This window comes from Caballeronia jiangsuensis (genome assembly GCF_046030135.1).
Classification (GTDB): Bacteria; Pseudomonadota; Gammaproteobacteria; order Burkholderiales; family Burkholderiaceae; genus Caballeronia; species Caballeronia jiangsuensis.
In genome coordinates, this window is record NZ_JAQQDB010000034.1 from 1 (window position 1) to 23,530 (window position 23,530).

21 protein-coding genes are annotated in these 23,530 nt (G+C 63.0%); 12 read left to right on the forward strand and 9 right to left on the reverse strand.

The window, feature by feature from the left end; translation table 11 throughout:
* Positions 1–177 precede the first annotated feature (177 nt).
* Both argE and PQR08_RS28470 read left to right on the forward strand, forming a co-directional pair.
* The gene (gene argE / locus PQR08_RS28465; RefSeq protein ID WP_250483522.1) at positions 178–1,404 is read left to right on the forward strand and encodes an acetylornithine deacetylase; all 1,227 of its coding nucleotides are present in this window, start codon (positions 178–180) and stop codon (positions 1,402–1,404) included.
* Between the two features lie 19 nt (positions 1,405–1,423).
* The gene (locus PQR08_RS28470) at positions 1,424–2,428 is read left to right on the forward strand and encodes a threonine/serine dehydratase family protein (protein WP_187604801.1); all 1,005 of its coding nucleotides are present in this window, start codon (positions 1,424–1,426) and stop codon (positions 2,426–2,428) included.
* A 53-nt stretch (positions 2,429–2,481) separates the two neighbouring features.
* Here the strand turns inward: PQR08_RS28470 and PQR08_RS28475 are convergent, their stop codons facing one another.
* From PQR08_RS28475 to PQR08_RS28495, 5 genes are all read right to left on the reverse strand, one after another.
* Entirely contained in the window at positions 2,482–3,297 is an 816-nt protein-coding gene (locus PQR08_RS28475) for an ABC transporter permease subunit (RefSeq protein ID WP_250483545.1), read from the reverse strand.
* Complete coding sequence (locus PQR08_RS28480) at positions 3,297–4,202, reverse strand: ABC transporter permease subunit (protein WP_187604802.1); 906 nt, start codon at positions 4,200–4,202, stop codon at positions 3,297–3,299. Before PQR08_RS28480 ends, PQR08_RS28475 begins: the two co-directional genes overlap by 1 nt.
* Positions 4,199–5,371: an ABC transporter ATP-binding protein gene (locus PQR08_RS28485; RefSeq protein WP_250483523.1), complete on the reverse strand. Its 1,173-nt coding sequence runs from the start codon at positions 5,369–5,371 to the stop codon at positions 4,199–4,201. Before PQR08_RS28485 ends, PQR08_RS28480 begins: the two co-directional genes overlap by 4 nt.
* A 103-nt stretch (positions 5,372–5,474) precedes the next feature.
* Complete coding sequence (locus PQR08_RS28490) at positions 5,475–6,590, reverse strand: polyamine ABC transporter substrate-binding protein (protein WP_187604804.1); 1,116 nt, start codon at positions 6,588–6,590, stop codon at positions 5,475–5,477.
* A 335-nt stretch (positions 6,591–6,925) separates the two neighbouring features.
* Positions 6,926–7,111 carry a hypothetical protein gene (locus PQR08_RS28495; RefSeq protein WP_250483524.1) on the reverse strand — a complete coding sequence of 62 codons (186 nt, stop codon included), beginning with the start codon at positions 7,109–7,111 and terminating at the stop codon, positions 6,926–6,928.
* On the opposite strand from PQR08_RS28495, the gene PQR08_RS28500 reads away from it, so the two are divergent.
* The 3 genes from PQR08_RS28500 (at position 7,110) to PQR08_RS28510 (ending at position 10,083) form a co-directional block, all read left to right on the forward strand.
* On the forward strand, positions 7,110–8,447 hold the full coding sequence (locus PQR08_RS28500; RefSeq protein ID WP_250483525.1) for an Nramp family divalent metal transporter: 1,338 nt from the start codon (positions 7,110–7,112) through the stop codon (positions 8,445–8,447). The two genes, PQR08_RS28495 and PQR08_RS28500, sit on opposite strands and share 2 nt — an antisense overlap.
* A 97-nt stretch (positions 8,448–8,544) precedes the next feature.
* Positions 8,545–9,807: a phospholipase A gene (locus tag PQR08_RS28505; RefSeq protein ID WP_250483526.1), complete on the forward strand. Its 1,263-nt coding sequence runs from the start codon at positions 8,545–8,547 to the stop codon at positions 9,805–9,807.
* 72 nt (positions 9,808–9,879) lie between these two features.
* On the forward strand, positions 9,880–10,083 hold the full coding sequence (locus tag PQR08_RS28510; RefSeq protein ID WP_250483527.1) for a DUF1289 domain-containing protein: 204 nt from the start codon (positions 9,880–9,882) through the stop codon (positions 10,081–10,083).
* A gap of 64 nt (positions 10,084–10,147) precedes the next feature.
* Here the strand turns inward: PQR08_RS28510 and PQR08_RS28515 are convergent, their stop codons facing one another.
* The 4 genes from PQR08_RS28515 to PQR08_RS28530 form a co-directional block, all read right to left on the reverse strand.
* Positions 10,148–11,740 carry an ABC-F family ATPase gene (locus tag PQR08_RS28515; RefSeq protein WP_238215624.1) on the reverse strand — a complete coding sequence of 531 codons (1,593 nt, stop codon included), beginning with the start codon at positions 11,738–11,740 and terminating at the stop codon, positions 10,148–10,150.
* Positions 11,741–11,927: 187 nt separating this feature from the next.
* Entirely contained in the window at positions 11,928–13,373 is a 1,446-nt protein-coding gene (thrC, locus tag PQR08_RS28520) for a threonine synthase (protein WP_250483528.1), read from the reverse strand.
* An 11-nt stretch (positions 13,374–13,384) separates the two neighbouring features.
* The gene (locus PQR08_RS28525; RefSeq protein ID WP_187604810.1) at positions 13,385–14,707 is read right to left on the reverse strand and encodes a homoserine dehydrogenase; all 1,323 of its coding nucleotides are present in this window, start codon (positions 14,705–14,707) and stop codon (positions 13,385–13,387) included.
* Positions 14,708–14,732: 25 nt separating this feature from the next.
* Positions 14,733–15,971 (reverse strand): pyridoxal phosphate-dependent aminotransferase, encoded by a 1,239-nt coding sequence (locus PQR08_RS28530; protein ID WP_238215619.1) that lies wholly within the window; start codon positions 15,969–15,971, stop codon positions 14,733–14,735.
* 423 nt (positions 15,972–16,394) lie between these two features.
* Between PQR08_RS28530 and PQR08_RS28535 the strand changes: the two genes are divergently transcribed.
* From PQR08_RS28535 to PQR08_RS28565, 7 genes are all read left to right on the forward strand, one after another.
* Complete coding sequence (locus PQR08_RS28535; protein ID WP_238215617.1) at positions 16,395–16,769, forward strand: Mth938-like domain-containing protein; 375 nt, start codon at positions 16,395–16,397, stop codon at positions 16,767–16,769.
* A 309-nt stretch (positions 16,770–17,078) separates the two neighbouring features.
* On the forward strand, positions 17,079–18,752 hold the full coding sequence (locus PQR08_RS28540) for a glycosyltransferase family 39 protein (protein ID WP_250483529.1): 1,674 nt from the start codon (positions 17,079–17,081) through the stop codon (positions 18,750–18,752).
* A 97-nt stretch (positions 18,753–18,849) separates the two neighbouring features.
* The gene (locus PQR08_RS28545; protein WP_187604814.1) at positions 18,850–19,221 is read left to right on the forward strand and encodes an SMR family transporter; all 372 of its coding nucleotides are present in this window, start codon (positions 18,850–18,852) and stop codon (positions 19,219–19,221) included.
* A gap of 51 nt (positions 19,222–19,272) precedes the next feature.
* Positions 19,273–20,430 carry a DegT/DnrJ/EryC1/StrS family aminotransferase gene (locus PQR08_RS28550; RefSeq protein ID WP_250483530.1) on the forward strand — a complete coding sequence of 386 codons (1,158 nt, stop codon included), beginning with the start codon at positions 19,273–19,275 and terminating at the stop codon, positions 20,428–20,430.
* Between the two features lie 23 nt (positions 20,431–20,453).
* Positions 20,454–21,491, forward strand: a complete 1,038-nt coding sequence (locus tag PQR08_RS28555; RefSeq protein WP_035498746.1) for a glycosyltransferase — start codon at positions 20,454–20,456, stop codon at positions 21,489–21,491.
* The gene (locus PQR08_RS28560; RefSeq protein WP_238215612.1) at positions 21,488–22,474 is read left to right on the forward strand and encodes a formyltransferase; all 987 of its coding nucleotides are present in this window, start codon (positions 21,488–21,490) and stop codon (positions 22,472–22,474) included. Before PQR08_RS28555 ends, PQR08_RS28560 begins: the two co-directional genes overlap by 4 nt.
* Entirely contained in the window at positions 22,471–23,517 is a 1,047-nt protein-coding gene (locus PQR08_RS28565; protein ID WP_250483531.1) for a bifunctional UDP-4-keto-pentose/UDP-xylose synthase, read from the forward strand. The genes PQR08_RS28560 and PQR08_RS28565 overlap by 4 nt, the downstream gene beginning before the upstream one ends.
* Positions 23,518–23,530: the final 13 nt, after the last annotated feature.

A 23,530-nucleotide genomic window follows, 5' to 3' on the forward strand; every position in this document is an offset into this window, starting at 1 on the left:
ACTTTCTTTGCAGCAGCAAAGAAAGTGACTGCCGCCCCGCACAGGGGCAACGCTAATAGACCGACGCGAAAACGGGATCCAGCGAAACCCAAAAACCCAAACCCCAAAAGCCCCCAGCTGCGGGCCAGCACCCCACATTTGGGCTATGATCAAACCCTACCCGCCGGAGCCAAAAAAATGTCCCAAACCGCTAATGCGGCGCATCCCGAAGCTCAATCCAGCACCGAAACGCCCATTTCCCTGCCGTGGATCGAACGGCTAGTCTCCATCGATACAGTCAGCCGCAATCCGAACCTCGGCCTGATCGAAACCGTTCGCGACGAGTTGCGCCACGCTGGCATCGAAGCGACCATCACCAACGATCCGCGCGGCCAGTGGGCGAACCTCTTCGCCACGGTCCCGGCGCACGACGGCGAGACCAACGGCGGCATCGTGCTGTCGGGTCATACCGATGTCGTGCCGGTCGACGGTCAGGACTGGCAGAGCGATCCGTTCAAGCCCGAAGTCCGCGATGGCCTGCTCTACGGCCGCGGCTCGTGCGACATGAAAGGTTTCATCGGCGCGGCGCTCGCGATGCTGCCGAAAATGCAGGCGACGAAGCTCGCCAAACCCATCCACTTCGCGCTGTCCTACGACGAAGAAGTCGGCTGCGCCGGCGCGCCGCTGATGATCGCGGACCTGCAAAAGCGTGGCGTGAAACCGGACGGCTGCATCGTCGGCGAGCCGACATCGATGCGCCCGATCATCGCGCATAAAGGCATCAACACATATCACTGCTGCGTGCGCGGGTTCGCCGCGCACTCGTCACTGACGCCGAAGGGCCTGAATGCCATCGAATATGCGGCGCGGCTCATCTGTCACATCCGCGATCTCGTCGACGAGTTCCGCGCGAAGGGTCCGTTCGACGAGCTCTACGACGTGCCCTTCACCACCGGTCAGACGAGCACGATCAAAGGCGGCAACGCAATCAACACCGTGCCCGCCGAATGCAACTTCGAGTTCGAGTTCCGCAATCTGCCGACGATAGATCCCGACCAGATCTTCAGACGCATCGAGGCGTACGCGCACGACACGCTGCTGCCGAAAATGCTGAAAGAGCACGGCAAGGCGGCTATCGAATTCACGAAACTCGCGTCCGCGCCGGGCCTCGACGCCACCGAGCAGGCCGCGATCACGCAACTCGTGCGCGCGCTCACGCAAGATCAGGACAAGCACAAGGTCGCCTACGGCACCGAAGCGGGTCTGTTCGCCAATGCCGGCGTGCCGAGCATCGTGTGCGGTCCGGGCAATATCGAGCAGGCGCACAAGGCGAACGAGTACGTGTCGCTCGAACAGCTCGTCCAGTGCGAGGCGTTCCTCGGCAAATTCATTCACAGCATGTCCGTCGAAGCACAGGCTCGCTGACTCTTCAGAACAAAAAGCCATGTCCACTGCCACGCAGCATTCCGACAATACGATCGACGGCACGCCGATTCCGACGCTCGACGAAATCGCCGAGCAGCACATGGCGCTCACGCCCTGGGTCGCGCGCACGCCGACCTTCGAGCGTCACGATTTTCCGACGCTCGAAGGCACGCCGATCACGTTCAAGTTCGAACTGCTGCAAGCGAGCGGCACGTTCAAGGCGCGCGGCGCGTTCTCGAACATCCTCGCGCTTTCGGAAAGCGAACGCTCGGCGGGCGTCACCTGCGTGTCGGCGGGCAATCACGCGGTGGCCGTGGCCTACGCGGCGCAGCGCATGGGCGTGGGTGCGAAAGTCGTGATCATCAAGAGCGCGAGTCCGGCGCGCGTCGCGCTGTGCCGGCGCTTCGGCGCGGAAGTGGTGTTCGCGGAGAACGTCGCGGAGGCATTCGATGTCGTGCGACGCGTCGAAGCGGAAGAAGGACGCGTCTTCATCCATCCGTTCAACGGCTATCGCACGGTGCTCGGCACGGCGACGCTCGGCTACGAGTGGACCTCGCAAGCGCCCGATCTCGACGCCGTGATCCTGCCGATCGGCGGTGGCGGCCTCGCCGCGGGCGTATCGACGGCGATGCGTCTCGCGAATCCGTCGCTGCACGTCTTCGGCGTGGAGCCGGAAGGATCGGACGCGATGAAGCGCAGTTTCGAAGCGAATCACACGATCAAGATGGGCGCGATGCACGGCATCGCCGATTCGCTGATGGCCCCGCACACCGAGCAGTACAGCTATGAACTGTGCCGGCGGCATATCGACGATATCGTGACCGTGTCGGACGATGCATTGCGGCATGGCATGCTGCAACTCTTCAGCGAACTCAAGCTCGCGGTCGAACCGGCGTGCGCGGCGGCCACCGCCGCCCTGCTCGGCCCGCTGCGCGAGCGTTTGCAGGGCAAGCGCGTCGGCGTGCTGTTGTGCGGTACCAATACCGATCCGGCGACCTTCGCGAAGCACCTGGCGAACGCCTGAAATGCGCGCGGCCCCGTACAGGGGCCGCGTTTCCATTCGTGTACTTTCTAGCGTTACATCACGCCCGCGAGCCTTCTGCGCTCGCTGCGCTGCATGAACGCATTCGCCGCGACCACACCGATCGTCACGAGCGCGATGAACAAGGTCGCGAGCGCATTCATCTCGGGATTCAGACCCAGTCGCACCCGCGAGAACACGACGAGCGGCAGCGTAGTCGAGCCCGGGCCGGACAGGAACGCCGACAGCACGAGATCATCGATCGACAGCGTGAACGACAGCAGCCAGCCGGCGACGAGCGCCTGCGAGATCAACGGCAGCGTGATCGAAAAGAACACGCGCAGCGGCGTCGCGCCGAGATCGAGCGCGGCTTCTTCCAGCGACGGATTCAACTCCCGCACGCGCGATTCCACGATGATCGCCACATACGAAATGCACAGCATCACGTGCCCGATCCAGATCGTGAAGAAGCCGCGATCCGGCCAGCCGATGAGCTTCGCCATTTCCACGAACAGCAGCAGCAGCGAAATGCCCTGAATGACTTCGGGAATCACGAGCGGCGCGTTGATCATGCCCGCGTAGAGCGTGAAGCCCTTGAAGCGTCCCATGCGCGCCAGCACGAAACCCGCCCACGTGCCGATCACGACCGACGCGCACGCCGTAAAGAACGCGATGCGCAACGACAGCCACGCGGCGTTGATCAGCTCGTCATCCGTGATGAGCGCGCGATACCACTTGAGCGACGGCTCCGTCCACACGGTGACGAGCGGCGAGTCGTTGAACGAATAGACGATGAGACTCAGGATCGGGATATAGAGGAACGCAAACCCGAGGCCGAGCGCGGTGATCTGCAATGAACGGCTGGGCTTGATCATCGCTTCTCCTCCAGTTGCTTCGCCTGGAAGTGCTGGAAGAGCGCCATCGGCACGAGCAGCAGCAGGACCATCGCGCAGGTGACGGCGGACGCCATCGGCCAGTCGGCGTTGTTGAAGAACTCGTTCCACATGACGCGGCCGATCATCAACGTGTCCGCGCCGCCGAGCAGCTCGGGAATCACGTACTCGCCCACCGCCGGAATGAACACGAGCAGACAGCCCGCGATGATGCCGTTCTTCGACAGCGGCAACGTGATCTGCACGAACGCCTTCCACGGCTTCGCGCCGAGATCGTAAGCGGCTTCGAGCAAGGTCAGGTCCATCTTCACGAGATGCGCGTAGAGCGGCATCACGAGAAACGGCAGATACGAATACACCATGCCGATATACACCGCGATATTCGTGTGATACAGCTCGATCGGCGAATGCAGCAGGCCGATCGACATCAGGAAATTGTTCAGCAGGCCGTTGTTCTTGAGAATGCCGATCCACGCATACACGCGAATCAGAAACGACGTCCAGAACGGCAGCATCACCGCCATCATCAGAATGTTGCGCGACGACGGATTCGAGCGCGCGATGTAATACGCCATCGGATAGCCGATCAGAAGGCACAGCAGCGTCGACACGGCCGCGACCAGCAGCGAGTTCATGTAGGTCGCGAAGTACAGGCTGTCCTGCACGAGGAACGCGTAGTGCGCGAAGTCGAGCGCGATATGCATCACGCCTTGTTCCATCGACACGAGATCCGTGTACGGCGGAATACCGAGCTGGCTGTCCGCGAAGCTGATCTTCACGACGAGCAGGAACGGCACGAAGAACAGCAGCAGGAGCCACAGATACGGCCCGCCGATGACGAGCGTGCGCCCCGACACGCCCATGCGCTTGAGCAGCTTCATCATGAGGTCAGCACCACGCCCGCGGACGCGCTCCAGCGCACGTAGACTTCGTCGTCGAAGGTGGGCGAATCGATCTCGCCGATCGCGAGGCTCGACAGGTTCGCGACCACGACCTTGCCCGAATCGAGCGTCACGTGATAAAGCGTGTAGCCGCCCATGTACGCGATGTTCGTCACCCTGCCGCGACCCCAGTTGTACGTGCCTTCGGGCGGCTTGCGCGTGAGCGCGATGCGTTCGGGGCGCACGGAGATCGTCACCGGCATGCCGAGCGGCCCGGTGATGCCGTGGCTCACATAAAGACGCACGGGCAAGTCTTGCGATTCGACGAAGACGTGATCCGGCTCGTCTTCCACGACATTGCCATCGAAGAGATTGGTCGAGCCGATGAACTGCGCCGAAAAGCGCGTATTCGGATATTCATAGACCTCGTGCGGCGTGCCGAGCTGCACGATCTGCCCTTCGCTCATCACGGCGAGGCGATTGGCCATCGTCATCGCCTCTTCCTGATCGTGCGTCACCATGATGCAGGTGACGCCGACCTGATCGAGAATGTTGACGAGCTCGATCTGCGTGCGCTGGCGGATCTGCTTGTCGAGCGCGGACATCGGCTCGTCGAGCAGCAGCAGCTTCGGGCGCTTCACGAGACTGCGCGCAAGCGCGACACGCTGTTGCTGGCCGCCCGACAACTGATGCGGCTTGCGCTTCGCGAACTTCCCCATCTGCACGAGTTCGAGCGCGTTGTTCACGCGGTCTTTCAGCTCGCCGCCCTTCACGCCTTCTTGCTTCAGCCCGAACGCGACATTCGATTCCACGCTCATGTGCGGAAAGAGCGCGTAGGACTGGAACATCATGTTCACCGGCCGGTTATACGGCGGCATCTTCGCGAGGTCTTCGCCGTCGATCAGGATCTGCCCTTCGGTCACCGACTCGAGCCCGGCGAGCATGCGCAAAAGCGTCGACTTGCCGCAGCCCGAGCTGCCGAGCAGCGCGAACAGCTCGCCCTTCTTCACCGACAGGTTGACGCCCCGCACGGCCGTCGTCTCGCCGAATTTCTTCACGACGTCGACGATCTGCACGAAGTTCTCGTCCGTGCCCTGGGCCGATGGAGAAATGCCCGGCTCGCGCCGGCCGGAATTAGGCGCTGTCTTCAACGCGCTCGACTGCTCACTCATGATTGCCTGTTCGACTCCCTGCTTCCATGCGATGCGATCACGAACAAAGCCCCCGGCGGTCCAGGGGCTTCGTCGATTCAAAAGAATAACCGGCTTTTGGGATTCATCGGCCGGACTTGAATTCCGTCCAGAGCCGCGTCTGCAGGCGCTGGATTTCAGGCGGCAGCGGCTTCAGCAGGAACAGCGTCTTGATGACGTCCTGCGGCGGATACACGGCCGGATCGTTCGCGACGTCCTTGTCCACATACTTGCGCGCTTCCAGATTCGCGCTCGGGTAGTAGACCGCGTTCGTGATCGCGGCGTGAACCTGCGGCGTCTCGATGTAGTTGATCCACTCGTGCGCGGCGTCCTTGTTCTTCGCGTCCTTCGGGATCGCCATCACGTCGAACCATACGGGCGCGCCGCCCTTCGGAATGTAGTACTCGATCTTGAACGGCTTCTTCGCCTCGACCGCGCGATGCTTCGCGATCACAACGTCGCCCGACCAGCCGTAGGTGAAGCAGATGTCGCCGCCGACCATGTCGTTGATGTAGCCCGACGAGTTGAACTGCGTGATGTACGGGCGGATCTTCTTCATCATCGCGAGCGCTTCGCGATAATCGGCCGGATTCGTGCTCATCGGATCCTTGCCGATGTAATGGAGCGCCGCCGCGAACATCTGGTCCGGTGCGTCGAGCACCGAGACGCCGCACGCCTTCAGCTTCGAGATGTTCTCGGGCTTGAAGAGGATGTCCCAGTTGTTCAGCTCGGCATTCGGCCCGAGAATCTGCTTGGCCTTGTCGACGTTGTAGCCGAGGCCCGTCGTGCCGTAGGCCCAGGGCACCACGTACTTGTTGCCCGGATCGGCGCCCTCGACGAGCTTCATCAGGTCGGGATCGAGATACTTCAGGTTCGGCAGCTTCGACTTGTCGAGCGGCATGAAGATGTTCGCGGCGATCTGCTTGCCCGCGTAATTGCTCGTCGGCACCACGATGTCATAGCCCGAACGGCCGGTGAGCAGCTTGGCCTGAAGGGTGTCGTCGCTGTCGTAGTTGTCGTACTTCACCTTGATGCCGGTCTGCTTGGTGAAGTTGGGAATCGTGTCCTTCGCGATATAGTCGGACCAGTTGTACACATTCAACTGCGTGTCCTTCGCGGATGCCGCGAGCGGAGTCAGCATCGCGACGCATGCCAGTGCGCCCGCCAGCTTGGCCGTGCGGCCCGCCAGTTTCTGGTTCATTTCGATTCTCCCTTGTTCCGACTTGTCACGGTGTCGCGCTGCGCCGGCCCGGCGCTTCGTCTCATCGCCGATCTGGCCGCGACTCCCTTAAAACCCCGAAAAACTACCATTAAACGCATGCCCGACAAAAAATAAAGAGTCGCGTGTCGCGCAAAATGTACACGCCCTTGCGCGGTGCGGCGACAGTCTTGCCAGGCGGGCTTCTCGACGGCTTCGCGCGACGCGCGGCCGGCAGGAAAGAGCGCGCATTTTAGCCCTTAATCGGCCCCGGCGGCACCTGATAAAACCACACTCGTCAAAAGGGGACGCGATCGCGTAAGCCCGATGCAATGTCATCATTCGCAATCGGCCTCCGGCGCCCGCGAATGGGCGCCCGCGCCTGACGAATAGCCAGCGGAACAGTTGTTGCGAGCCAATTCGACGTGCGCCGCGAAGTGCGGCGTCTTCTGAACCGGCAACGCACGCGCATACGACTGAATCGACGCCGCCGTTGCATCGCTATTCGAGGCCGCTTTCCGCATGAACACCAATCCGTCCGTGCTCGCCCAGCTTTCCGCCGCGCCGTCCGACGCGCCGTCGCCCGCGGCGAGCCGCGAGGACCGCCGACGGGACCCGCGCCCGCACGGACGCTGGTATTCCTTCGCGGGCGCGGGCGCGCTCGTCGCCGTCGGCTACATGGATCCCGGCAACTGGGCGACGGCGCTCGCGAGCGGCGCGCGCTACGGCTACTCGCTGCTCTTCGTCGTGCTGCTCGCGAGCCTGATGGGCATGCTGCTGCAATGGATCGCGTCGCGCGTGGGTGTGGTGACCGGGCGCGATCTCGCGCAACTCTGCCGCGAGCGCTACAGCCGGCGCACGACGCTCGTGCTGTGGATCGCGTGCGAAATCGCGATCATCGCGTGCGATGTCGCGGAGGTCGTCGGCAGTGCGGTCGCGCTGCAACTGCTATTCGGCTTCTCGCTGACCGTGGGCGTGCTGATCTCGGCGGTCGCGACGTTCGCGATGCTTGCGCTGCAAAGCCGCGGCAGACGCCCGTTGCAGCGCGCCGTGACCGCGCTGATCTTCTTCGTGAGTTTCTGCTTTGTTGTCGAACTCGTGCTCGCGCATCCGGTCTGGGGCGACGCGATGCGCGGGCTCGCGCCCTCGGGCAAGCTGCTGCGGGATGCGGGCATGCTCTGGCTCGCGGCGGGCGTGCTCGGCGCGACGGTGATGCCGCACAACCTTTATCTGCACTCGGCGCTCGTCAAGGACCACGCGGACCCTCGCGACGACGCGGCGATCGGGCGGGCGCTGCGCGGCGTAAACATCGACACGTTCGGCGCGCTCGGGCTCGCGTTCATCGTCAACGCGTCGCTTTTGGTGGTCGCGGCGGCCGTGTTCCACGCGACCGGCCATACGGACGTCGACGATCTCGCCGATGCGCACCGGCTCATCGAGCCGCTCGTCGGCAGCCATTGGGCGGGTGTCGTATTCGCCGCCGCCCTGCTCGCCTGCGGCCTGAACGCGACGGTGACCGGCACGCTCGCCGGCCAGGCGGTCATGGAAGGCTTCTTGCAGCTGAAGATGGCGCGCTGGGCACGGGCGCTGCTGACGCGCGGTCTCGCGATCGGCCCGGCGCTCGTCGCGGTGGCGAGCTTCGGGCAGCACGGCTCGAACGCGCTGCTCGTCGCGACGCAGGTCGTGCTGAGCCTGCAATTGCCGCTCGCGGTGATTCCGCTCGTGCGCTTCGCCTCCGATGCAGGGCTGATGGGCCGCTGGCGCGTCGCGCGCGTGCCGCTCGCGCTCGCGTGGGCGTGCGTGGGCGTGATCGTCGCATTGAACGGCGCGATGCTGTGGCAGGCGGTGTTTCCGGGCTGAGCTTTCTGATTTCGTGTCGATGTCGGGATCGTGACGCGGCTCGCGTTGTCAGACCGTTCTGGCGCTCGCCTCCGCCCAAAAACAGGACACAAACCATATGGCTCAAGGCCCACGATCTATTTCCTTTTCCGTCCGCGCACGCACGCTTGCATTTCTTTTCGCCGCCATCGGCGCAAGCGGCGCGGCTCACGCGACCGTCGCGGTGCTTCAGCCCGCACGCGAAGCGGCCGCCTCGCAGCCGCTCGAACTGACGCTCCTCTACACCGACGATGACGCGAAACCCCTCACCGTCGACGTGCCCAGACAATTGACCGTGAATCTGACGAACGGCGATCTGCCGCCCGCGCCGCTCACGCTCGAACGCGATCCCAGGGTGCCGGACCGTCTGCGGCTCGCGCCCGGCCAATATCGCCGCGTGCGCTTTACCGCGCCCTGGCCGGATTCGGCGCGCGGCACGGTGAAGATCGATCCGGTCGGCTTCGATGCATCGCCGATGCTCGTCACGATCAATCGGAGCGACACGCAGACGCAAGTCGCCGCGGCCGAGCGTCGCGAGACCCAGGCGACGACGCCCGCGCAACTCGCGAGCGCCAGCGCCGCCGCCAACACCGCAGCCGTGCCGACGACCACCACCGACACGATGCTCTCCGGCCGCCTTTCCACCTTCGAGCCGATGTACTTCGCGGACGGCAAGAACGGCGACAACCTCGCGAAATTTCAGTTCAGCTTCAAATATCGCCTGCATCTGCCCGACGACCCGCGCTCGCGTGGCTTGCTGGACAATCTCTACTTCGGTTACACGCAGACGGCGATCTGGAACCTCTCCGCCGAGTCCGTGCCCTTCCGCGACATCAGTTTTCAGCCGCAACTGTTCTACTACGTGGAGGACACCGGCTGGAAGAGTGCGCTCTTCACGCGCATGGGCGTGTCGGCGGGGTTCGGACACGAGTCGAATGGCAGGAGCGGCGACGATTCGCGCTCGATCAACATCGCGTTCGTGCGCCCGACCTGGGATTTCGGCGACCTGAACAGCAACCACCTGACGCTGTCGCCGAAGTTCTATTACTACCTGTCGAAGTCCGGCAACGAGGACATCGCAAATTATCGCGGCTATGTCGATTTTCTCGTGAAGTACGGCAGCCCGGACGGATGGCAGCTCGCCACGACACTGCGCAAGGGTACGAAGCACTGGTACGGCAGCGTCGATTCGCAGCTCACGTACCCGCTCGCGAAGCTGATCGGCAGCGCATGGGGCGGCTATCTGTTCGTGAGTTACTTCAACGGCTACGGCGAGGACATCCTCGATTACAACCAGCGAAATCACTGGATCGCGCGGATAGGCTACAGTATCGCGCGTTGAGTTTTTTTTACGAATTTGAACGCCGCGTTCTCGCCCTCTTTTCCGGCGACGATGCGGTCACGAGTCAGCCCAATGTCTTCGAATCTTCACGACCTGCCCGACAGCCCCTGTATCGGCGTGTGCTCCACGCTTTTCGACGAAGTCTGCAAAGGCTGCGGCCGCACCGCGGGCGAGGTGTCCAACTGGGTTTTCCTCTCCGACGAGGAGAAACGCGCGATCTGGACTCGCATCACGAGCGAAGGCACGGCGATGCGGTTTCGGAATGACAGGCTCTGAGCGCAATGAAAAACGGCCCGCTCTTTCGAGACGGGCCGCTTCGATGCCTACGTAAGCAGGGAGATTACTGAATCCCCTGACTCGACAGGAAATCCTCGTAATTCCCGCCGAAATCGCGCAGCGTGCCATCGGTTTTCACTTCGATGATCCGGTTCGCCAGTCCGCTCACGAACTCGCGGTCGTGCGACACGAAAATCAGCGTGCCTTCGAACTTGTCGAGCGCGATCTGCAGCGACTCGATGGACTCCATGTCCATGTGGTTGGTCGGCTCGTCCATCATCAGGACGTTGTGACGGCCGAGCATCAGCTTGCCCCAGATCATGCGGCCCTTCTCGCCGCCCGACAGCACCTTCACGTTTTTCTTGATGTCGTCCGCATTGAACAGCAGGCGGCCGAGCGTGCCGCGCATCATCTGCTCGTCGTCGCCTTCCTTGCGATACTGGTCGATCCACTCGGTCAGCGTCTCGTCCTTCGGAAACTCTTCGTACGTGTCCTGCGGCATGTAGCCGACGTTCGCGTTCTCCGCCCATTTCACGGTGCCGTGATCGAGATCCAGCGCGCCCTTGAGCGACTTGAGCAGCGTGGTCTTGCCCGCGCCGTTCTCGCCGATGATCGCGATGCGCTCGCCCGGCTGCACGGAGAGGGAGAAGTTCTGGAAGATCGTCCGGTCGTACTTCTTGGTCAGATCCTCGGCTACGACCGCGATGTTATGCAGCTTCTTCTCGAACTCGAAACGGATGAACGGATTCTGACGCGACGACGGCTTGAATTCCTCGATCTTGATCTTGTCGATCATCTTCAGGCGGCTGGTCGCCTGACGCGCCTTCGACTTGTTCGCCGAGAAGCGGCGCACGAAATCCTGCAGATCGGCCACGCGGTCCTTCGCCTTCTGGTTCGCTGCCTGCTGACGCTCGCGCGCCTGCGTCGATGCGAGCATGTAGTCGTCGTAGTTGCCCGGCCAGACCTTCAGCGTACCGTAGTCCATGTCCGCCATGTGGGTGCAGACCTGGTTCAGGAAGTGTCGATCGTGCGAGATGATGATCATCGTCGAGTTGTACTGGTTGAGCACGTCTTCCAGCCAGCGGATCGAGTTGATGTCGAGGTTGTTGGTCGGCTCGTCGAGCAGCAGCACGTCGGGTTTCGAGAACAGCGCCTGCGCGAGCAGCACGCGCAGCTTCCAGCCCGGCGCGACGTTGCTCATCGGGCCGTTGTGATCGTTGATGTTGATGCCGATGCCGAGCAGCAGTTCGCCCGCGCGCGCTTCGGCCGTGTAGCCGTCGTATTCGGCGAATTTGGCTTCGAGTTCGGCGGCGCGCATGTAGTCGTCGTCGGTGGCGTCCGGGTTCGCGTAGATCGCGTCGCGCTCGGTCATCGCGGCCCACATTTCCGTGTGGCCCATCATCACGACGTCGAGCACGCGCATGTCTTCGTACGCGAACTGATCCTGGCGCAGTTTACCGAGACGGACGTTCGGCTCCAGCATGACGTTGCCCGCACTCGGCTCCAGATCGCCGCCAAGAATCTTCATGAAGGTCGACTTGCCGCAGCCGTTGGCGCCGATCAAGCCATAGCGGTTTCCTTCGCCGAACTTGACCGAGATGTTCTCGAAGAGGGGCTTGGGCCCGAATTGCATGGTGATATTGGCGGTAGACAGCACGGCGCGTCCTTTTGAATGGGGTACGACGAAAAACCTAAGATTTTAGCAGCTTTTGGCGGGATTTAACGGGGGTCGAGGCTTGAAACCCGCTTCCGCCGCGCATCGAATGAAAAAGGGCGCGGTCCAGACTGGCCGCGCCCCGTGCGTCTTCGCGATAAATCCGCACGAGGCGGACGTGCCTCCCCGATCAGGTGCGCTCGGCGATGAAAGCCTTCACCACGCCCGCATCCGCAGGAACGATATCGAACCTTTGTGGCAGTTTTTCAAGTCCCGCGAACGCCGACGGCCGCTCCGGCTCGCGATTGAGCGCCTCGCGGATCGTCTCGCCGAACTTGATCGGCTGGGCGGTTTCCAGAACGATCATCGGCACGCCCGGCTTCAGGTTCTCGCGCGCGACCTTCACGCCGTCGGCGGTGTGGGTGTCGATCATCGTCTGGTAGCGCTCGTACACGTCGCGGATGGTGTTCACGCGGTCGTCGTGATCGCTCTTGCCCGACACGAAGCCGAATTCCCGCACGCGCGCGAAATCGCCGCTCGCCGCGAGATCGAAGCCGCCCTTCTCCTCGACATCGCGGAACAGTTGCAGCACGCGCGCCGGATCGCGGCCGAGCAGGTCGTACACGAAGCGCTCGAAGTTCGATGCCTTCGAAATATCCATGCTCGGCGACGTCGTGTGATACGTCTCCGCCGCGCCGCGCACGCGATACACGCCCGACTTGAAGAACTCGTCGAGCACGTCGTTCTCGTTGGTCGCGACGACGAGCTGATCGATCGGCAAGCCCATCATGCGCGCGATATGTCCCGCGCACACATTGCCGAAATTGCCCGACGGCACCGTGAACGACACGCGCTCGTCATTGCTCGCCGTCGCGGCGAAGTAGCCCTTGAAGTAGTACACGACCTGCGCGACGACGCGCGCCCAGTTGATCGAATTGACCGTGCCGATCTTGTGCTTCGCCTTGTACGCGTGATCGTTCGATACGGCCTTCACGATGTCCTGACAGCTATCGAAGTTGCCCTCGACGGCCAGATTGAAGATGTTCGGATCCTGCAGCGAGAACATCTGCGCGGTCTGGAACGCGCTCATCTTCCTGTGCGGCGACAACATGAAGACGCGCACGCCGCTTTTGCCGCGCATCGCGTATTCGGCGGCGCTGCCGGTGTCGCCCGAAGTCGCGCCGAGGATGTTCAGCGTCTCGCCGTGCTTCGCCAGCGCGTACTCGAACAGATTGCCGAGCAGTTGCATCGCCATGTCCTTGAAGGCGAGCGTCGGGCCATTCGAGAGTTCCAGCAGCGACAAGGTCGTGCCGTTTTCCTCGCCGAGCGTCTTGAGCGGCGTGATCTGCACGGCGCTCTCTTCGTGGCGCACGTTGCTGTACACCTGCGCGGTGTAGGTCTTGCGCGTGAGCGAGCGCAGGTCGTCGGCGGGAATGTCGTCGCTGAACTTCGACAGCACTTCGAATGCGAGATCCGCATACGACAGCGTGCGCCAGCGCGCGAGTTCATCGGCCGATACGCGCGGATATTGCGCCGGCAGATACAGCCCGCCATCTTTCGCCAGGCCGCCGAGAAGAATGTCCGAGAACGTGTGGCGCTCGTTGCTGCCGGCGCCGCGCGTCGAAATGTAGTTCATCTTGCTTGCCCTTAGTTGAGCGCTTCCATGCGCAGCTTCGTCACCTTCGAAACGACCGTGGACAGCGCTTCAATCTCCGCGATCGCCGCGTTCACGTTCTTTTCCACCGTTTCGTGCGTGATGAGGATGATGTCGGTTTCGCCCTTGTTCGCGCCGTCGACCTCTTCCGATTCCTTCTGCAGCAACGCGTCGATGGAGATGGCCTTGTCCGCGAGAATGCGCGTGATGTTCGCGAGCACGCCTGTTACGTCCGCGACGCGCAGGCGCAGGTAATAGCCGCTCGTGACTTCGTCGATCGGCAGGATCGGCGTGTTCGAGAGGCTATCCGGCTGGAACGCCAGATGCGGCACGCGATGCTCCGGATCGGCCGTGTGCAGGCGCGTCACGTCGACGAGATCGGCGACCACGGCGGAAGCAGTCGGCTCCGCGCCCGCGCCCTTGCCGTAGTAGAGCGTGGTGCCGACCGCATCGCCATGCGCGACGACCGCATTCATCGCGCCTTCGACATTCGCGAGCAGGCGTTTGGCGGGAATCAGCGTCGGATGCGTGCGCAATTCGATGCCCTTCTCCGTGCGCCGCGCGATGCCGAGCAGCTTGATGCGATAGCCGAGATCCTCCGCGTAACGAATGTCGATGGCCGCCAGCTTGCTGATGCCTTCCACATACGCGCGATCGAACTGCACCGGCACGCCGAACGCGATCGCGCTCATGATCGTGACCTTGTGCGCGGCGTCGACGCCTTCGATATCGAAGGTCGGATCGGCTTCGGCGTAACCGAGCTCCTGCGCGGCCTTCAGCGCGGTCGCGAAGTCGAGGCCGCGGTCGCGCATCTCCGAGAGAATGTAGTTCGTCGTGCCGTTGATGATGCCCGCGATGTACTCGATGCGATTCGCCGTCAGCCCTTCGCGCAGCGCCTTGATGATCGGAATGCCGCCCGCCACCGCCGCTTCGAACGCGACCATCACGCCCTTCGCGCGCGCCGCTTCGAAAATCTCCGTGCCGTGCACCGCGAGCAGCGCCTTGTTGGCCGTCACGACATGCTTGCCATTGGCGATCGCGCGCAGCACCAGCTCGCGCGCGAAGCCCGTGCCGCCGATCATTTCGCACACGATATCGATGGAAGGATCGTCGACGACCGCGCCAAAGTCGTCCGTCACCGCGATGCCTGCCTGCTTCGCGGCCTCGGCCTTCGCCGGCGTGCGCACCGCGACGCGCGCGATTTCGATGCCGCGTCCGGCGCGTCGTTTGATTTCTTCCTGGTTACGGCGCAGCACCGTGAAGGTGCCGCTGCCGACCGTGCCGAAGCCCAAGAGTCCTACTTTGATCGGTTCCATGCAGGGCGAGTCTTTAAAAGAGAGATTAAGCGGAATGTCGTTTGCGATAGCCGTCGAGGAAGCGCGCGATGCGGTTGATCGAATCCGCGAGATCGTCGACGTTCGGCAGGAAGACCACGCGGAAGTGATCCGGTGTCGGCCAGTTGAAGCCCGTGCCCTGCACCAGCAGCACACGCTCCTCGAGCAGCAGGTCCGTGATGAACTGCTGGTCGTCCTGGATCGGGTACATCTTCGGATCGAGCTTCGGGAACATGTAGAGCGCGGCCTGCGGCTTCACGCAGCTCACGCCCGGAATGGCCGTGAGCATGTCGTAGGCGAGCTCGCGCTGCTTGTAGAGACGTCCGCCCGGCACGATCAGGTCGTTGATGCTCTGATAGCCGCCGAGCGCGGTCTGGATCGCGTACTGGCCGGGCACGTTCGGGCACAGCCGCATCGACGCGAGAATGCCCAGGCCTTCCAGATAATCCTTCGCGCGGCGGCGGTTCTCTTCGATCAACCCGGAAATCGCCATCCAGCCCGCGCGATAACCGCACGAACGGTAGCTCTTCGACAGGCTGTTGAACGTGACCGTGATCACGTCTTCGGACAGCGCGGCCATCGACGTATGCGTTTCGCCGTCGTAGACGATCTTGTCGTAGACCTCGTCCGCGAAAATGATCAGCCCGTGCTCGCGCGCGATGCCGATCAGCTCGCGCAGCAACTCGTCCGAGTACAGCGCGCCCGTCGGGTTGTTCGGGTTGATGACGACGAGCGCCTTGGTGTTCGGCGTGATCTTCGCGCGGATGTCGTCGAGATCGGGCATCCAGCCGTTGCTCTCGTCGCACATATAGTGGCGCGGCGTGCCCGACGACAGGCTCACGGCGGCCGTCCACAGCGGATAGTCCGGCGCGGGCAGGAGCACTTCGTCGCCGTCGTTCAGGAGCGCCTGCATCGCCATCACGATCAGCTCGGACGCACCGTTGCCGATGTAGATATCGTCAAGCTCGACGCCCGTCACGCCCTTTTGCTGCGTGTAATGCATGATCGCCTTGCGCGCGGCGAACACACCCTTCGAATCCGAATAGCCCGACGAACCCGGCAAATTGCGGATCATGTCCTGAATGATCTCGTCCGGCGCCTCGAAACCGAACGGCGCCAGATTGCCGATGTTCAGCTTGATGATGCGGTGGCCTTCTTCTTCGAGGCGCTTCGCGTGTTCGAGCACGGGCCCGCGAATGTCGTAACAGACGTTTTGCAGCTTGTTGGATTTGAGAATCGGTTTCACGGCTGGCGCTCTGGGTCTGGGTGTTGATGCGGACTGGTTGTTCTGATGTCGCTCAGGTGCTGCTCGGCATTCGGGCGAACAGCCTCGCGCGCGGACAGCGGACGGGCGTTGCGATGAAAACCGGACTTGAAGCCTGAAGGCGGCTCGCCCGGACGACTCGCGCGTTCCCGAGCGCCGAACGATGCATTTTAGACGCCGCGCCAGGTAGGGCATGGGCGATGCGGACCGGATTGCGTGTCGGAGGCGGCTTGTGGCGGCACGCGAGCGCAACGGAATGGCGCACGAGCAAGCCCGGCAGCCGAAAAGTTATAATTTACTGATTATGGCCCAGTTCCGCAATGCACCAAAGGAACGCGTCTGACCAGTCCTTCGCTGTTGCCGCAGACCCTGGGCCGTCACCCTTTCTCTTGCCGGATCATCGTTTTGAAACTGCACCAGGAATCCAACAAGGCGCTCAATACCATCACGAGCTACGGAGACGGTTTCGTGGCGATCAATCTCGAAAGACACGAAGGCAGCGTGATCGTCATGCCCGAGACGCCCGTCGTGGCGTGGCCGGTGTCGTCGTTCGAGGCGCTCACGTCCGAACATTTCGATGCGCTCGTCCAGGCGGCGCCGGAAGTCGTCATCTTCGGCAGCGGATCGCGGCTGCGCTTTCCGCATCCGCGGCTCACGGCTCAACTGTCGAAACGACGCATCGGCGTCGAGACGATGGACTTCGGCGCGGCGTGCCGCACCTACAACATTCTGATGTCCGAGGGCCGGCGCGTGGCGGCCGCGCTCCTGATCGAAGCCTGAGGAAAGCCTAAGGAAATGCTAAGGAAGCGGTGGCAGACTTCCGCCGCTCATCCGACATCGGCCCGCGCCCGCGCCCGCCGCGTATCGAATTTAAAGAATGCGGGCCGGCTGTGCGCTACACTCCCGCCCGGCGTGGGTGTTCGGTGGGCATTCGGCGGAGTCGCTTCGGACGTAGCGCGCCGCAACTCGCGAACTCACAGCGAAAATGCATGCCTGAGCAGGCGCGTACTGTAGTCTCACGCAGCCCGCGATCATCGCCCATTTCGTTTCACTAGCGCCGCGCATCGCGGCATCGGACAGGTCGACTTCATGAACGATACGCCTTCCCGGCTACCGCTCACGCGTCTTTCGCTCATTCTTCTCGTACTCGCGCTCGCGATCATCTGGTTCGCGCCGCTTGGTTATCGTCATCTCGTGCCGAGCGACGAAGGCCGCTACGCCGAAATGGCGCGCGAGATGTTCGTGACCGGCGACTGGATCACGCCGCGCTACAACGGCTACAAATATTTCGAAAAGCCGCCGCTGCAAACCTGGGCGAACGCGCTCTCCTTTGCGTGGTTCGGCATCGGCGAATGGCAGGCGCGGCTCTATACGGCGCTCACGGGCTTCGCGGGCGTGCTGCTCGTCGGCTACACCGGCACGCGCGTATTCAACGCGATGACGGGCTTCGCCGCCGCGGTCATCCTCGCGACCTGCCCGTACTGGAACCTGATGGGCCACTTCAACACGCTCGACATGGGCCTGTCGTTCTGGATGCAGTTGACGCTCTGCGCGCTGCTGCTCGCCCAGCGCCCCGGCCTGCCGACGCGTGAAGTGCGCCTGTGGATGTGGCTCTGCTGGGCCGCGATGGGCGCCGCCGTGCTGTCCAAGGGACTGGTCGGCCTGATCCTGCCGGGCGCGGTTCTCGTCCTGTACTCGCTCGTCTCGCGGGACTGGGCGCTCTGGAGACGGCTCTATATCGGCAGCGGTTTGATCGTGTTCCTGATCGTCACCGGCCCCTGGTTCGCGCTCGTCCAGATGAAGAACCCGGAGTTCTTCAACTTCTTTTTCATCGTTCAGCAGTTCAAGCGCTATCTGACGCCCGAGCAGAATCGTCCGGGCGCGTTCTACTACTTCGTGCCCGTGCTGATCGTCGGCTTTTTGCCGTGGCTGTCGATCACCTTTCAGAGCGTGCGTCACGGCCTGAAGACGCCGCGCCAGCCGAACGGCTTCGCGCCGGTCACACTGCTGCTCGTCTGGGCCGCGTTCATCTTCCTGTTCTTCAGCGCGTCGCACTCCAAGCTCGTTTCCTACGTGCTGCCGGTCGCGCCCGCCATCGCGCTCGTGATCGGGCTTTATCTGCCATCGCTCACGCAGGCGCGCTACCGCATGCATCTGATCGGCTATGCGGTATTCCTCGTCGCGGCGGCATTCGGCGCCATTTTCATCGGCCGCGCGGGCAGCGCCAACACGCCGAACGTGCTGTATCGCGAGTTCCAGATCTGGGTGTATGCGGGCCTCGCCGTTGCATTCGTCGTGACGGTGTTCGCGATCTGGCTGAACCGGCGCAGCGTGCTCGCGGGCGCGGCGGGACTGGGCGCGGCGTGGCTGCTGCTCGGCACGATCGCAGGCTCCGGGCACGACGTCTTCGGTACGCAAAGCTCCGGTGTGCGGCTCGTGCCCGCCGTCAAAGCCGCGATGGCGAAGCTGCCGCCCGACACGCCGTTCTATGGGGTCGCGAAGCTCGATCACACGATGCCCTTCTACCTCGGCCACACCATGATCATGGTCGCTGAGGCCGACGAACTGGGCTTCGGTGTGCGCACGGAACCGCAGAAATGGGTACCGAGCATCGACGAGTGGGTCAAGTTGTGGGATTCGCAGCGCTACGCGCTCGCGCTGATGTCGCCGTCACGTTACGACGAACTGAGCGCGCGCCACGTGCCGATGCAACTGATCGCACGCGACGAGCGCCGCGTGATCGTGGAAAAGCCGCAGCCGTGAGCCTCGTCATCCGTTTCAGCGGCGATGTTGCGCCGCACGATCGTTCGGCATTTGCCGCTGAACCGAGTATCCTTGTTCCGCATTTGAAAAACGCGCGATGAACCCGATTTCCTTTATTTGCATCGTCATCGGCGTATCGTTGAACGCGTGCGCCCAGCTGCTGCTCAAAGCCGGCGTGAATGCGGTGGGCCATTTCGACTTCACGCCCGCCAACATTCTGCCCGTCGGCTTAAAGATTGCGACGCAGTGGCCGATCATCGGCGGGCTCGCGTGTTATGTGCTGAGCGTCGTCGTGTGGATCGTCGGGCTGTCGCGCGTGGATGTATCGATCGCCTATCCGATGCTCTCGCTCGGCTATGTCGTCAACGCGTTCGCCGCGTGGTATCTGTTCGGCGAAGTGCTGTCGATGCAGCGGCTCATCGGCATCGGCATCATTCTGATCGGGGTGGTGGTGCTCGCGCGCGGCTAGTTCGTCGAATCGAAGCGTCGTAGATCAATTCATTTTTAAACGCATAGTCCAATGACTCAAACAACGCGGCCGTTTCTGCCTTTCGTGAAGCCCGAGATCGACGAGGAAACCATTCAGGGCGTGGTCGACGTGCTGCGCTCTGGCTGGATCACGACGGGACCGCAGAACCAGCAGTTCGAAGCCGAACTGTCGGCGTACGTCGGTGGCCGTCCGGTGCGGGCGTTCAATTCGGGCACGTGCACGATGGAAATCGGCTTGCGCATCGCCGGCGTGGGTCCGGGCGACGAAGTCATCACCACGCCGATGACCTGGGTGTCGACCGCGAACGTGATCCTCGAAGTGGGCGCGACGCCGGTGTTCGTCGATATCGATCCGCTCACGCGCAACATCGACCTGAACCTGCTGGAGCGCGCGATCACGCCGCGCACGAAGGCGATCATGCCGGTCTATCTGGCGGGCCTGCCCGTCGACATGGACAGGCTCTACGAGATCGCGCGCGCCCACAAGCTGCGCGTCATCGAGGACGCCGCGCAGGCGTTCGGTTCGAGCTGGAAGGGCAAGCGCATCGGCGCGATCGGCGACATCGTGTCGTTCAGCTTCCACGCGAACAAGAACGTGACGTCGATCGAAGGCGGCGCGCTCGTGCTCAACAACGAGGACGAAGCGGAACTGGCGCGCAAGTATCGCCTGCAAGGCGTCACGCGCACGGGCTTCGACGGCATGGACTGCGACGTGCTCGGCGGCAAGTACAACCTGACGGATGTGGCGGCGCGCGTCGGGCTCGGCCAGTTGCGGCAGATCGAGCGCTTCACCGAAAAGCGCCGCGAACTCGCGCGCGCGTACTTCGACGCGTTCGAAGGCGGCGCGGCGGTCAAGCTCGGCGTCGGCCTGCCGACGAAGAATTTCACCGACAGCAACTGGCACATGTTCCAGATCGCGCTGCCGCTCGAAAAGCTCAGGCTCTCGCGCGCGGAGTTCATGGCCGAGATGAAGGAGCGCGGCATCGGCACGGGTCTGCACTACCCGGCGCTGCATCTCTTCACGCTGTATCGCGCGCGTGGCTTTAAAGAAGGCATGTTTCCGCATGCGGAGCGCTACGGCGCGTCGACGGTCACGTTGCCACTCTTCACGCTGATGAGCACGGACGATGTCGAACACGTCGTGAAATCAGTCGACGAAATCTGCGAACAGTTCGCGCACAACGGGTAACCAGCAAGGACACTCAGCCCAATATGAGTCATTTGGATTTTCCGGCGACGTCTCCCGAGCTTTCGGTGATCATCCCGGTGTACAACGAGGAAGACGGCCTCGCGGCCCTCTTCCAGCGCCTGTATCCCGCGCTCGACGCGCTCGGCACGTCGTACGAGGTGATCTTCATCAACGACGGCAGCCGCGACAAATCGGCCGCGCTGCTCGCGCAGCAGTTTCACGTGCGGCCGGACACCACGCGCGTGATTCTGCTCAACGGCAATTACGGCCAGCACATGGCGATTCTCGCGGGCTTCGAACAGTCGCGCGGCGAAATCGTCGTCACGCTCGATGCCGACCTGCAGAATCCGCCAGAGGAAATCGCCAAGCTCGTCAACAAAATGCGCGAGGGCTACGACTACGTCGGCACCATTCGTCAGCAGCGGCAGGACAGCCTGTGGCGCAAGAAAGCGTCGCGCGCGATGAACCGCCTGCGCGAACGCATCACGAAGATTCGCATGACCGACCAGGGCTGCATGCTGCGCGCGTACAGCCGCCATATCATCGATACGATCAACCGCTGCGGCGAGATCAACACGTTCATTCCGGCGCTCGCGTACACGTTCGCGCAGAACCCCATCGAAGTCGATGTCGCGCATGAAGAGCGCTTCGCGGGCGAGTCGAAGTATTCGCTCTACAGTCTCATTCGCCTGAACTTCGATCTCGTCACCGGCTTCTCGGTGGTGCCGCTGCAGTGGCTGTCGTTCATCGGCGTGATCCTGTCGGTCGGCTCGGCGGGTCTCTTCCTGCTGCTGTTGATTCGCCGCTTCATGTTCGGCGCGGAAGTTCAAGGTGTGTTCACCCTCTTCGCCATCACGTTCTTCATGCTCGGCGTGATCATCTTCGCGCTCGGGCTGCTCGGTGAATATATCGGACGTATCTATCAGCAAGTGCGCGCGCGGCCCCGCTATCTCGTCCAGACGATCCTCGAACAGCGCGACGGCCTGCCCACCGCGATCAAGCCGCTGCAGGAATCCGTGCAGCACGTGGCCGTCGTCACGCGCGAGGAAGACGGCCGATGAAGCCGCGCGCAGTCGTCTTCGCCTATCACAACGTCGGCGTGCGCTGTCTGCAGGTGCTGCTCGCGCGCGGCGTCGATGTCGCGCTCGTCGTCACGCACGAGGACAGCGCGAGCGAGAACATCTGGTTCGGCAGCGTCGCGCAGGTTGCGGCGGAGCACGGCATCGACACGATCACGCCCGCCGATCCCAAATCGCCCGAGCTGTACGACACGCTGGAAAAGATCGCGCCGGATTTCATCTTCTCGTTCTACTACCGCCACATGCTGCCCGTCTCGCTGCTCTCGCTCGCGCGGCGCGGCGCGTACAACATGCACGGCTCGCTCCTGCCGAAGTATCGCGGCCGCGTGCCGACGAACTGGGCGGTGATCAACGGCGAGACCGAGACCGGCGCGACGCTGCACGAAATGGCGGAGAAGCCCGATGCGGGCGCGATCCTCGCGCAGACGCCGGTGCCGATTCTCCCCGACGACACCGCCGCGCTCGTGTTCGACAAGACCGTCGTCGCTGCCGAGCAGACGCTCTGGCGCGTGCTGCCCGCGTTGCTCGCGGGCGAAGCGCCGCATCTGCCGAACGATCTCGCATCGGGCAGCTATTTCGGCGGCCGCAAGCCGGAAGATGGCCGCATCGACTGGTCGCAGCCCGCGCAGCGTGTCTACAACCTGATCCGCGCGGTCGCGCCGCCGTATCCGGGCGCGTTCACGGATATCGGCGCGGACCGTTTCATCGTCGCGCGGGCGCGGCTCGTGCCCGAAACCGGCGCGCCCGGCCTGTCCTCCGAAAGGCTCGGTGAGTTGCGAGGTTTGCCCCCGGGCCTAAGCGTGGCGGATAATGCGCTGTTCGGCGTCTGCGGCGATGGCCGCGTCATCGCCATCCACGAGTTGCGCCATCGGACGCTCGACGCCGATTCGCAACCCGTGGACGAAGAGCGCCCCGTCGATCCCGCCGAATTCGGCCGCATCATTCAATCCTCTCGTCATTCATGAAAAAAGTTCTGATCCTGGGTGTCAATGGCTTCATCGGCCATCACCTGTCCAAGCGCATCCTCGAAAACACCGACTGGGAAGTCTTCGGGATGGACATGCAAACCGATCGCCTGGGCGACCTCGCGAATCACGAGCGGATGCATTTCTTCGAAGGCGACATCACGATCAACAAGGAGTGGGTCGAGTATCACGTGAAGAAGTGCGACGTGATCCTGCCGCTCGTCGCCATCGCGACGCCCGCGACTTACGTGAAGCAGCCGCTGCGCGTGTTCGAACTCGACTTCGAAGCGAATCTGCCGATCGTGCGTTCGGCCGTGAAGTACGGCAAGCATCTCGTGTTTCCGTCGACCTCCGAGGTCTACGGCATGTGCGCCGACGAGCAGTTCGACCCGGAGAACTCGATGCTCTCCTACGGTCCCATCAACAAGCCGCGCTGGATCTACGCGTGCTCGAAGCAGTTGATGGACCGCGTGATCTGGGGCTACGGCATGGAAGGGTTGAACTTCACCCTCTTCCGTCCGTTCAACTGGATCGGCCCGGGCCTCGACTCGATCTACACGCCGAAGGAAGGTTCGTCGCGCGTCGTGACGCAGTTCCTCGGCCATATCGTGCGCGGCGAGAACATCAGCCTCGTCGACGGCGGCGCGCAGAAGCGCGCGTTCACCGACATCGACGACGGCATCGGCGCGCTGATGAAGATCATCGAGAACAAGGACGGCGTGGCGTCGGGCAAGATCTATAACATCGGCAATCCGACGAACAACTTCTCGGTGCGCGAGCTGGCGAACAAGATGCTCGCGCTCGCGAACGAGTTCCCCGAGTACACGGACACCGCGAAGAAGGTGCAGCTCGTCGAGACCTCGTCGGGCGCGTACTACGGCAACGGTTACCAGGACGTGCAGAATCGCGTGCCGAAGATCGACAACACGATGCAGGAACTCGGCTGGGCGCCGCAAGCTTCCATGGACGACGCGCTGCGCAAGATCTTCGAAGCGTATCGCGGCCACGTGGGCGAAGCCCGCAAGCTCGTCGAACAGTCGTAAGCGAGGGAACCGC

Bases quoted from the DNA above. Each gene is read 5' to 3' on its own strand.
- PQR08_RS28480 (WP_187604802.1), bottom strand. From the start codon at position 4,202: ATGATGAAGCTGCTCAAGCGCATGGGCGTGTCGGGGCGCACGCTCGTC.
- PQR08_RS28555 (WP_035498746.1), top strand. From the start codon at position 20,454: ATGAGTCATTTGGATTTTCCGGCGACGTCTCCCGAGCTTTCGGTGATC.
- PQR08_RS28525 (WP_187604810.1), bottom strand. From the start codon at position 14,707: ATGGAACCGATCAAAGTAGGACTCTTGGGCTTCGGCACGGTCGGCAGC.
- PQR08_RS28510 (WP_250483527.1), top strand. From the start codon at position 9,880: ATGTCTTCGAATCTTCACGACCTGCCCGACAGCCCCTGTATCGGCGTG.
- PQR08_RS28545 (WP_187604814.1), top strand. From the start codon at position 18,850: ATGAACCCGATTTCCTTTATTTGCATCGTCATCGGCGTATCGTTGAAC.
- PQR08_RS28490 (WP_187604804.1), bottom strand. From the start codon at position 6,590: ATGAACCAGAAACTGGCGGGCCGCACGGCCAAGCTGGCGGGCGCACTG.
- PQR08_RS28495 (WP_250483524.1), bottom strand. From the start codon at position 7,111: ATGCGGAAAGCGGCCTCGAATAGCGATGCAACGGCGGCGTCGATTCAG.
- thrC (WP_250483528.1), bottom strand. From the start codon at position 13,373: ATGAACTACATTTCGACGCGCGGCGCCGGCAGCAACGAGCGCCACACG.
- PQR08_RS28505 (WP_250483526.1), top strand. From the start codon at position 8,545: ATGGCTCAAGGCCCACGATCTATTTCCTTTTCCGTCCGCGCACGCACG.
- PQR08_RS28565 (WP_250483531.1), top strand. From the start codon at position 22,471: ATGAAAAAAGTTCTGATCCTGGGTGTCAATGGCTTCATCGGCCATCAC.
- PQR08_RS28485 (WP_250483523.1), bottom strand. From the start codon at position 5,371: ATGAGTGAGCAGTCGAGCGCGTTGAAGACAGCGCCTAATTCCGGCCGG.
- PQR08_RS28470 (WP_187604801.1), top strand. From the start codon at position 1,424: ATGTCCACTGCCACGCAGCATTCCGACAATACGATCGACGGCACGCCG.
- PQR08_RS28500 (WP_250483525.1), top strand. From the start codon at position 7,110: ATGAACACCAATCCGTCCGTGCTCGCCCAGCTTTCCGCCGCGCCGTCC.
- PQR08_RS28550 (WP_250483530.1), top strand. From the start codon at position 19,273: ATGACTCAAACAACGCGGCCGTTTCTGCCTTTCGTGAAGCCCGAGATC.
- PQR08_RS28540 (WP_250483529.1), top strand. From the start codon at position 17,079: ATGAACGATACGCCTTCCCGGCTACCGCTCACGCGTCTTTCGCTCATT.
- argE (WP_250483522.1), top strand. From the start codon at position 178: ATGTCCCAAACCGCTAATGCGGCGCATCCCGAAGCTCAATCCAGCACC.
- PQR08_RS28560 (WP_238215612.1), top strand. From the start codon at position 21,488: ATGAAGCCGCGCGCAGTCGTCTTCGCCTATCACAACGTCGGCGTGCGC.